This is a genomic window from Bradyrhizobium sp. S69, from assembly GCF_009766005.1.
In the GTDB taxonomy this organism is placed as follows: Bacteria; Pseudomonadota; Alphaproteobacteria; order Rhizobiales; family Xanthobacteraceae; genus Bradyrhizobium.
The window spans coordinates 243287-253001 of the sequence record NZ_LMUK01000043.1; the positions used below are offsets into that span (position 1 = coordinate 243287).

The 9715-nt window shown below is 58.0% G+C and carries 9 protein-coding genes; 5 read left to right on the plus strand and 4 right to left on the minus strand.

Annotated elements, in window-relative coordinates; genetic code table 11:
- Positions 1–933: a glycosyltransferase family 4 protein gene (locus tag GSQ88_RS23555; RefSeq protein ID WP_159010150.1), complete on the minus strand. Its 933-nt coding sequence runs from the start codon at positions 931–933 to the stop codon at positions 1–3.
- Positions 934–954: 21 nt separating this feature from the next.
- Here GSQ88_RS23555 and GSQ88_RS36010 point away from each other — a divergent pair, with 21 nt between their 5' ends.
- Positions 955–1089 (plus strand): hypothetical protein, encoded by a 135-nt coding sequence (locus GSQ88_RS36010; RefSeq protein ID WP_283810700.1) that lies wholly within the window; start codon positions 955–957, stop codon positions 1087–1089.
- Positions 1090–1118: 29 nt separating this feature from the next.
- Here GSQ88_RS36010 and GSQ88_RS23560 read toward each other — a convergent pair whose 3' ends face one another.
- Positions 1119–3326 (minus strand): right-handed parallel beta-helix repeat-containing protein, encoded by a 2208-nt coding sequence (locus GSQ88_RS23560; RefSeq protein ID WP_159010151.1) that lies wholly within the window; start codon positions 3324–3326, stop codon positions 1119–1121.
- On the opposite strand from GSQ88_RS23560, the gene GSQ88_RS23565 reads away from it, so the two are divergent.
- Positions 3313–3744, plus strand: a complete 432-nt coding sequence (locus tag GSQ88_RS23565; RefSeq protein WP_159010152.1) for a hypothetical protein — start codon at positions 3313–3315, stop codon at positions 3742–3744. The genes GSQ88_RS23560 and GSQ88_RS23565 overlap by 14 nt on opposite strands.
- A gap of 333 nt (positions 3745–4077) precedes the next feature.
- On the opposite strand, the gene GSQ88_RS23570 is transcribed toward GSQ88_RS23565, so the two are convergent.
- Together GSQ88_RS23570 and GSQ88_RS23575 are read right to left on the minus strand one after the other, a co-directional pair.
- Complete coding sequence (locus GSQ88_RS23570; RefSeq protein WP_283810701.1) at positions 4078–5328, minus strand: glycosyltransferase family 4 protein; 1251 nt, start codon at positions 5326–5328, stop codon at positions 4078–4080.
- A 31-nt stretch (positions 5329–5359) separates the two neighbouring features.
- A complete protein-coding gene (locus GSQ88_RS23575) occupies positions 5360–6736 on the minus strand; it encodes an exopolysaccharide biosynthesis polyprenyl glycosylphosphotransferase (RefSeq protein ID WP_159010154.1) in 1377 nt (458 codons plus the stop codon).
- A 557-nt stretch (positions 6737–7293) separates the two neighbouring features.
- Here GSQ88_RS23575 and GSQ88_RS23580 point away from each other — a divergent pair.
- The 3 genes from GSQ88_RS23580 to GSQ88_RS23590 all read left to right on the plus strand — a co-directional run bounded on the left by GSQ88_RS23580 (position 7294) and on the right by GSQ88_RS23590 (position 9313).
- Positions 7294–7590, plus strand: coding sequence for a hypothetical protein (locus GSQ88_RS23580; protein WP_159010155.1), 297 nt, complete (start codon positions 7294–7296; stop codon positions 7588–7590).
- 100 nt (positions 7591–7690) lie between these two features.
- Positions 7691–8428: a metallophosphoesterase family protein gene (locus tag GSQ88_RS23585; RefSeq protein WP_159010156.1), complete on the plus strand. Its 738-nt coding sequence runs from the start codon at positions 7691–7693 to the stop codon at positions 8426–8428.
- Between the two features lie 600 nt (positions 8429–9028).
- On the plus strand, positions 9029–9313 hold the full coding sequence (locus GSQ88_RS23590; RefSeq protein ID WP_246784953.1) for a hypothetical protein: 285 nt from the start codon (positions 9029–9031) through the stop codon (positions 9311–9313).
- The last annotated feature ends 402 nt before the right edge of the window (positions 9314–9715 follow it).

Sequence of the window (9715 nt, forward strand, 5' to 3'; positions counted from 1 at the left end):
TCAGCCATACGCCTCGCGGTAACGCTCTGCGGTTTGTTTGCCGTCAAACGTCGCATGGCTGTAGCGGATCGCTCCATCGCTCATCGCGGACCAGCCGTCGCCCATTTCGTAAATCGCCTCGAGCTTCTCGCTAAAGGCGGATGGCTGCGATAGCGGCAACGACCAGCCGGCATTTTGCTCGGCGACATCGGTCCACGGGCTCTTGTCACTGATCAGGACGGGTAAACCAACCGTCAGCGCTTCCACAATCGAGTGACCGAAGTTCTCGCCAAGTGTCGGATGCAGCAGGATGTCGTATCGCGAAAGCTGCCCGAATAAATCCTGTTTCGGTACATTCCCCCTGAACGTCACCTTGCATCGGCCGACTCCGGCCTCGACCATCTCGACACACCGCCGCGCATAGGGGTCTGCGCCAAGTTCGCCGAAAATATCGAAAGTAGAAGGAACGGAGACCCGGCGAAGCGCTTCGATCGCGAAAGCCAGGTTCTTTTGAAGCGTCACCCGCCCGACAAACGCGATGTTCAATGTTCCCGTCGGCTTCCGTCTGACAACGCGATGGCTCACCGCGGATTCCACGAATTGCGACACCATGTGGACATTCTGCGCCCGTCGATGGTTACGCCTGATATCGTTTTCCTCACCGGGCGAGCCCGCGAGATGAACGACCCTGCGGTAAAGCCCGAGGACGTCCGTCAACCAGCAGAACAGGCGTTTCTTCAGCGAACCCGCCGACATGATCACGTCCATGAATATCCCGTGCGGGGTGTGGAAGACGCGACTGCCGCTTGCGACGCCCAGCCAACAGAGCACCAGCGCCGGAATCGAAAGCAGCGGATCGAACGCACAATGAATATCCACGACGTCGAAATTGCTTCGCAGCCGCCGAAGCAGCACTCCCAGACTGCGCAAACCCCTCGGAACATATTCGAACACCGCCGAGCCGGCGATTTCGGAATGAAACTCCTCCGCGAACAGGCGGCCGCCGGAGGAAAAGTCATGATTCAACGTCAGGACATGAAAATCATATTCGCCAGACATATTGTCGATCAGATTGCGGATCGCGGTCGCCGGACCGAGATGCGACAATGATTGAAAAATAATCAGGACGCGTTTTTTTGTCATTTGACTCCGGAACGCCCATCATTGGTGAAATGGGCGCCGACCGGATCGATCATTTGCAATGGAATATGACGGATATCGTGACGATCGAGTTCGGTTGCGACGAGCGCCAGCATCTGCGGGAGCTGATCCGACCCTATCGGATAACGCAGGCGCTCGAGCAGCTGCAGCGAGCCGCGAAAGATCACCGCCTCGTTGTTCTCCAGTGTAGCCGTCGGCAGATCGCCATCGACCGCGGTTATCGAACCTCCGCCTAAGAAAATATTGCCTTCGATCCTGTTGCGCTCAGGTTTGAGCAAGTCGGATTTTGCGTAGGTCTGGAGTTCCGGATAGCGATCGGTCCAGACCTTGTCCTTGATCGGCAGACTGAAGAGATTCTTCACCGACGCGCCATTTGGAATCTGCATGTGATCGTTCCGCCATTGCTGCCACCAGGGTTCATAACCCAAAGTACTGGCCCAGATCGATGGCGTAGAGAGCACGAAGAGATTCGATAGTAAGGCATTATCCTTACCGCCATTGATCACGACGCCAAAGGGAACGCCGACGATGACGTTGTCGGCGACCAGGTTTCCGCTGGAGAACTCGTCGAGATAAATACCACGCGCGTCGTTGAAATACTGACCGCCGGTTCCGATCAGGATATTCCTTCTGATGATGTTGCCCTGGCTGGTGAAATCGCGGGCGGTGTAGAAGAATCCGGAGTCGCCGGCTTCGCCGACCAGTTGGGCCATCACATTGTCTTCAAAGACGTGGTCGTTTCCGGAATAGATCACGCCCGATTGCGGACCGTTGAAGATCAGGTTTCGACGAACGGTGTCGCCGACGCCGTCGGCCTGCACCGCGGGGGCAAATGTGCGGCTGACAAGAGAAAAATCCATCAGCTCGCTATCCTCGAGCACCAGGCCCGAGGGGCTAAGGGTTGGGCGATCGCCTCCGGAGAGCCACACGGCCCGGCCGCCGACCTCTCGAACGGTCGTATGACTTACCACCGAGTTGGTCGAGGACGCGTAGGCGATGCCATCGCCGCCCGCATCCTGCACCATGACATTGGTGAAGTTGACACCCGAGCTGCCGCGAACGGTCACGGCGGTGCCGGTCGCAAGCTCAAACACGATATTTGCGAACGTAAGATTGTCGCTTCCCGAAACGTCCAGCAAGGTTTCCAAAGATGCGACCTCCAGGCTTTCGATCGGCTGCTTCACGCAGAAGCTGAACGACTGAACCAGAGGATCGTAAAAGAACGAATTACACTGAGTGAACCACGGCAGATTATAAAGCGAAATCCTTTCCGGTGGTATGCCGTCCGCACGCAACCGCGCGCGCTCCACGGCAATGCCGCGCGGATCGGCTGCTTTGGCCCGCGCATTGACGAACAAATAAGAGTCAGTGAGGTAACCACCGACCCAGATTCCGGTCGGAGCGCTCTTCATGTCCGGCGGCAGCGCCGCGAGCGACATCAGCGCAATATCGGTTGCCGGATCCGTCTTTATCTCCAGCACCTTCACGAAGCCTTGGTCGGGCCATCGTGTGGGCCAGAGCGCCGTCGATCCGTTGGCGCGTATCATGATCTGTTTCGGAGAGGCCACCGCGAGCTTCTCAGACAGCCTGCGCTGCGTCTCCCGCGGCAAATCCGACAGAGCGAGCGTGTATCTGAAGGTCTCGTCGGCCGAACCCACCGGCTTGAGGTATTTGTCTGCGCGAAACCCGCCCGATATCCGTGTCCCGCTCGGCCTGCCCGCAATGATCACGCGGGAGCCGCCGATCGGTTTGAGGCCGGCCACGACCAGCGGCCGATCGAGCACCAGTGGCTCGGCGCCGAGATTGATCCTGTAGTTCGCTGCGTCCTTGCGGGAGGCGGCGTCCTTTCTTACGAAATCAATCGCCTCGTCGATTGTGGTAACGTTCCGCCGTTGCGCGCTGCTGGAGGCATGCAGGGGCTGCGGTCCAACGTCGATGTCGATGTCGATAGCGCCCGGCGAAGACCCGGCGACGGAGACAAACATCATCGATGTGGCGCCCACCAGGCACACCGCGATGCCGCCGGCGCCGCGCGGCTGAGCCATCGCGGCGCGCCGACAAAAGTCCGTAACTGTCAATTCACCAGAAGCGAGTATCTTCGCAAGCGCCGCAGGAAAACGCCCCCGCAGATTTCTGGCGGCTGACACCAAACTGGACACAACGAAATTGCGCTTGACGTCACTCATATCGAAACTGCTCGCCATCGGCACCGTTCTGTTGCCAACCACCGGCAGCGCCTGGATGCGGGTATCGCAGGATACGCCGAGCCAACGGCCGGGGGTGGGAGCGACCCAAGGCGTTACCGTCACGCCCTATTCGTCGCCGAGTTCGGGCACCTATACGCGTCGACACCTCAGTCCAAACGGAACGGTATGCGTCTATCTCGGCGGCGTCGCGCGTCCTTTCACAACGAACGACAAGCTTTTCAATCATTGGATCAGCGCCGAAAACAGGTGCAGCGATCGGATAAGAATAAAGGTGTGTTATTACGCCACCACGAACTGCATCGACATGAACCTGGCTGGTCACGAGCAGAAGGAAGCCATTCTTGGCACCCTGCCCGCCGTAAAGGACTTCCGCTACGAATACCAAGAGCAATTTTAGTCATCGCTAGCCGCACCTGAAGGTCGGAGGATGGTCACGTGTCAAAGATCGTATTTGCAGCACTTGTGGTAATTGCTTCTTGCCAGGCAGCCGTCGCGGCCGACTACGACGGGGCGTGGCGGGCATCCCGGCGATATCAGCGGGAAGCGTTCGCCGATCTCTGTCATGTCGAGCGCTGCGGCCCAAACGGGTGCCGCATAGTAAATCTTTGCCGTTGCCCGGGCCGGTATTCCTGCCGCGGCCTTTATGATGCGTACGGCCCATTTGGTGGTTACGCCTTCATGAGCGCTTATACCCGCTACTGATCGGTCCCGATACAAGACTGGACAAGCCTCAGGTCGCCGGCGCCGGCGCCGACGAAATCGAACGATTGGGATTCTTCTGGCTCGCCAACGTGTCCTGGAAAATCGCCTCGAAGCGAGTCGTGATCAAGCCGATGTTGAAGGTGGTTTCGGCATAGATTCGCGCGTTATGGCCGGCCTTCGATCGCAGCGCGGAGTTGTCGGCCAACGCCCGCACGGCCGATACGAAGGCTGCGCGATCCCCTGAGGCGACCACGTCACCCGCACCGCAACTGGTGATGATCCGCGCCGCTAGATTTTCAGGCGGCGCAGAAAGCACAATTGGCCGGCCTGCGCAAAGATAGCTCAATATCTTGGACGGAACGGAGAACGTGCCGGCATCCTTCTCGAGCAGCGCAATCGTTAAATCCGCGCTTCCCAACACATCGGGAAAGTCCGCGTAAGGTTGAAAGGGGAGAAAGCAAACGTTGTCGAGACCCTTGTTCCTGCCGGCATCGGCCAGCCATTCCGCGAACGGGCCTTCCGAAATAACGACGAGCCTCGCCTCGGTATCTTGCCTGAGACTTTCCGCGAGATCCAGAAGCTGCTCCGGATCATGCTTGAGACCGATGGTTCCACTGTAGAGAATGACTTTCTTGTCGGCGAGGTCGTGCTTGACCGCCCAGGCATTGTCTTTCGGGCGCAGCGGAATATCGTCCAGCGGAGCCCAGTTCTCGATCACATGAACATTGGCCGTCGGCATTCCCAATTCCGTTCGAATGGCTTCGACGAAGTCCTGGCTGATCACGATGGTCGCATTGCTCATGGCGAGAATGCGTCTTTCCATCTGCCGGTAATAGGCGCCGATCATTCGCCCGGCAAAGCCGAACTTGCGTCCCAGAATCCGGCTGATCGCGCTCGAGTAGATGTCCTGCTGCCAGAAGATCAGCCTGCGCCCCGCCTTTCGCGTTTTCTTTCCGATCTGCAACACGCAATCGAGCGGGCAATTACCCACCAGAACAACATCGGGCGCGAACGCATCTATTTTCGCGGCGAACGCCTTACCGACATCGATCTCCAGAAAGCGGCGCCTGAAAAACGAATATTTCGGAAATGGCTTTCCCAGCGAGACCGGATCGATGGTCAAATCCGAGGAGTCATTTGCCGCCTTCTCGAGTTTGCCATGGGGACTTTGAAACTCCCGAAAATACGAGTGCAGCACTTGATGTCCCCGGTCCGCCAGGGATCTCGACAACTGTACGGGAAAGGCATGCCCGGAATAATCAACAATAGCGATACGCATACTTATTCCTCAAAAACAAAATTAAAAATGCTCAGTGCGCGTTCGTGTAGGTCTTTCCCGAAAACAGGGTGAGAACGATGATCTTGAGATCGAAAAGCAGGGACCAGTTATCGATATAGAAAAGGTCGTACTCGATGCGCTTCTGCATCTTTTCGAGCGTATCGGTTTCGCCACGAAATCCGTTAACCTGGGCCCATCCGGTCAGTCCGGGCTTGACGGTGTGACGACGGTAAAAGCTTTCAATGCGGGGCGTGAACAGCTCGTTGTGCTGGATCGCATGCGGCCGCGGCCCGACGGCGGACATCTCTCCGGACAAGATATTCCAAAGCTGGGGCAGCTCATCTATGCCGGTGATACGGAACAACCTTCCCATCGGGGTGATGCGTGCGTCACCTTTTTCAGCCTGGCGAAATTCGCTTTGTTCGCTGACATACATCGTGCGGAATTTGAGCACGCGGATCGATTGGTTGTTGTAGCCGTGCCGGATCTGGACGAAGAAGACCGGCCCTCGCGAGTCGAGCACCACCGCCGCGGATGCGAACAGCAACAGGGGCGACAGGACAACGAGGCCCGCGGTCGCGGCGACGATATCGAAGATCCGCTTGATCGCGAGATCGAAGATCGACAGCGGCCGGCGCGAAAGACCGAACCCTGCGATGCCGCCGATCTCGGCGGGGCGGGCCGCGGTCCAGAACTGCGGCCGATGGGTTGGCACGGCGTAGACATCCGCAGGAATCTCCCTGAGGGATAACGCCAGCGCGCTCGCGGTCTCGTCATCATGCTCCTTGTCGACCAGCATGATGATGCCGTCGGGCTCCATCAACCGGCACTGCTCGACGACGCGCGAGGGAAGCGATCGCTCCACGGTATCTGTCGTGCCGGCTTCGGCCTGCCAGACAATTGGACAGAAGACGACCTGAATGCCTCCCCCCGACTTCCGCAACTGTCGTGCGTATTGCGCACAATCGTTTCGGTTGCCGATCAGAACGACGCGGAGCCTGCGAACGAGCCCCGCCGCCGCCGCGGCCTGGAAGCCATTGTACATCCCGAGACGAACGGCAAAGACGACGATCGAACAGCTCAGAAACTGCAGGATCAATGTTCCGCGCGAGTAAAAGTCGGACAATTTGAAGATGAAGAGAAGCGACGTGACCAACAGGAAGGTGGCCGCGATCGAACCTAATCCGCTCCAGGCAAAGCGAATACGGCGCTGTTTCTGAACGTGCCTCAGCTGACCGAGCCGCGCCGCGATGCACGCGTCCGCCACGCCCAGAAACAGTGAGGCCATGACGTAACGAATGACGAAATCGACCGGCGTATGGGAGAAGAAATGATAGGCCAACGCGGCGAGGAAAGCCGTCGCCGCCATGCAAACGCATTCGATGCTCGCGATCGCGAACAAGATCATCGTGAGTTCGGCGGGACGACCTCGACGCAGCAGCCAGCTTGCACTCGCGCCGGTCGCCCGCCGGCCCGTGGTGGAATGTAGCGACGCAAAAACGCGTCGACTGTCATCGATCGTACCGGCCACGCAACGCCACCCTGTATAAAAACATTTAGTTCTTATTGATGACGTTATCTTATACAAATTTTTACGAATGATAGACTGTACTGTTCGTTTATATTAACTGGATATACTTACCACTATTGCGTAATAATCTACCACTTACTGCGTATATACCTACCACCAGCGCGTAAATACTTACTACATACCGGAGATCGACCTGGTCTGAGCAGGATGCGCGAAACGCCGCATGGCCTGAATCAAAACCCGGCTCGACGGCTTACACCTCTGCGACGGAGGGCTGTCGATTGGGTCCCAATCGCCGCTCTTTCGTGCCGCACTGCCGTCAAGCGAGCTCAAATTTCGGCCGCAATGCTTGGCCAAACGAACAGGAACTCCCACTCGACGCTTAAGCGTTTCTTAGAATCTTCCGGCTCAAGCTCCGGTCAGAAAGACGTTCCATGATCGGATTTATGCTCCTCGCCGCCAGCGTCGGCTTCCTGCTCGGGTTCGCCCAATTCAGGGTCACCGTCCTGCTGCCTGCTTTTTTCGTTTTGTTGATTTCCGTCGGGCTGTTTTCGGCGACGGCTAACCTCGACGGATGGCAGACGTCGTTTGCGGCAATCCTCGGAACAGTCGTTCTTCAGGTTGGCTATTTCGCCGCAGTGCTCGAGAAGTTCGTCCGGCAGAATAATACCTTGAAGGCCAAGACCTTGAGGACAAAGTCATCCACCTTTGGGCTGTCCCGGTTCCGCTGAGATTCGGGAACGACCTTCCCTCCAGTAAGCGTTTCGTCAGGGTAGCTTTACGGTTATCGCCGCGATATCACATCCGCGCCGGATACCGGAAACCTATGCCATGGACGACACGGCTGATCGCGCAGTACCGTCGGGCTTCAGCATCTCCGAACAGGTGCGACTTTACGCCGTCGGCGACATCCACGGGCGCGCCGATCTGCTTGAAAAGATCAACCGGAAAATCGACGCTCATCTCGAAAAGAATGCCTGCGCTCGCCATCTTCGGATTTTTCTCGGCGATTATGTCGACCGTGGACCAGATTCACGCGGGGTCATCGAGGGTCTTATTGCGATCGAGCAGCGGAGCGAGGCGGTATTCCTAAGAGGCAATCACGAGACGTTCATAGCCGAATTCATCAACAACCCCGCCGTGCTGCCTACCTGGCGATCGCTGGGCGGCCTCGAAACATTGGCCTCCTACGGCGTCTTCTCGCCGCTCAATCCGGACCCCGAACATCAGTTACGGCTGGCCGCGGAGTTCAGCGCCGCCCTGCCGCCCAGTCACGTTCAGTTTCTCGACCGCTTGAGGCCTTGCTTTGCCTTCGACGACGTGTTCTTCGCGCATGCGGGCGTGCGCCCCGGCGTGCCGCTTGTTTCCCAGGCGGAAACCGATCTGTTCTGGATCCGCGATGAATTTCTGCTGCACCGCCGGCTGTTCGAGAAGCTCGTCGTGCACGGACATACACCGGTGCGGACGCCGGACGTTCAGCCCAATCGCATCAATATCGACACCGGCGCCTATGTGACGGGTCAACTGACCTGTCTCTGGATCCAAGGCAACCGCATGGGATTCCTATAGCGGAACGGTGGGACCTGCCGCATCGATTTGCGGCACCGCGAAATAAAGTTCGTGGTAGTTTTTCCCCAATGAGTCGGATTGAACGACAAAAGTCCGGGGGGACGACTGATGATTTCGTGGAACGTGCTCGAGATTTGGCTGGGACTCAATGTGGGATACGTCGTGCTGCACTCATCGGGATATTTTCTGGCTTCAAGAAAATAGCGACGTCGTGGTGCAAGGCTAAGTTGTCCAAGGCTAACTGAGAGGCTAGCTGAGAAGCCACACGCCGGTTCGCCAAAGGATCAATCCCAGAAACAAGATCCAGCCAACCGTCGCGGTGAGCATGGCCACGAGAAGCACTGCCGGAAACACGGTGTCCCGAAGGGTACGGATTTGTCGCTTGCGCGGAACGCAGGTCACGATGTTGCTCCAGGAGCTTTCGATGACTCGCGTTAGCTCTGGCGCCGGCCTCCCGCAACGTAACTCTGGCCTTAATATAACTGCTCAACCTTACCTGTACCGCAGGTCTTCCTTGTACCGCGGATCTTCGGTGCCGCGCTGTGGTAGGCCTTGCTGCGCGATGATAAAACGTGACGGCAACAAATTACAAGGCTGGACATGCGCGATTGGAAATCGAAGGCCGCTATCGCTGTCGCCCTTCTGCTTGCCACCGCCGGGCTGATGCCGGCCGGCGCAGCGGCGATCACCGCGGAAGTCGCAAAGAAATGTGATGCCCTGGTCGCCAGGGAGTTCCCGCTGCGTGAGCCAGGAAATCCGGCCGCCGGAAGCGCGAAAGGCACCGCGCAAGCTGAAAGAGATTTTTTCAACCAATGCGTCGCCAATGGCGGCACGATGAATGGATCGGCCGACAACAACGCACCACCCGACAAGAGCGCGAAATAGCCGCGCATCCTGACGCTGCGACGTCTGGACGAGAGATCTGGCTCCTTCAGCTCCCGCGCCTCGTTAGTGATTTGAATCACATGCCGACCCGGTCGCATCGGGCTAGATTATCGCAAATCCGTCGCGGTCGGATCGGACTGCCATGACTTGAGACCGATCGTCGCCCGCGAACCGGTTCGTCTCTTTTGTTGCGATCTATTTACATTTTTCCTGGGAGATAAGTTATGAACATTGCTCGGATTTCGCTGGGCCTATGGCTTTCGGTTTTTTGCGGCTGCGCGCTTGGCGTGACCACCCAAACCCAGGCTCAAGCCCAGGATGGCAAAGCCTCGTCACCGCCGACGCCCGCCAGTCCCCAAGCTCCGCCCCCCGCCGCGGCCGCCCCGCCCCCACCGACACCGG

What these genes read in the sequence shown, in the direction of transcription:
- GSQ88_RS36010 (WP_283810700.1), top strand. Translation starts at nt 955, where the DNA reads ATGAAACTCCTCCGCGAACAGGCGGCCGCCGGAGGAAAAGTCATGATT.
- GSQ88_RS23560 (WP_159010151.1), bottom strand. Translation starts at nt 3,326, where the DNA reads ATGAGTGACGTCAAGCGCAATTTCGTTGTGTCCAGTTTGGTGTCAGCC.
- GSQ88_RS23570 (WP_283810701.1), bottom strand. Translation starts at nt 5,328, where the DNA reads ATGCGTATCGCTATTGTTGATTATTCCGGGCATGCCTTTCCCGTACAG.
- GSQ88_RS23575 (WP_159010154.1), bottom strand. Translation starts at nt 6,736, where the DNA reads ATGATCTTGTTCGCGATCGCGAGCATCGAATGCGTTTGCATGGCGGCG.
- GSQ88_RS23580 (WP_159010155.1), top strand. Translation starts at nt 7,294, where the DNA reads ATGATCGGATTTATGCTCCTCGCCGCCAGCGTCGGCTTCCTGCTCGGG.
- GSQ88_RS23585 (WP_159010156.1), top strand. Translation starts at nt 7,691, where the DNA reads ATGGACGACACGGCTGATCGCGCAGTACCGTCGGGCTTCAGCATCTCC.
- GSQ88_RS23590 (WP_246784953.1), top strand. Translation starts at nt 9,029, where the DNA reads ATGCGCGATTGGAAATCGAAGGCCGCTATCGCTGTCGCCCTTCTGCTT.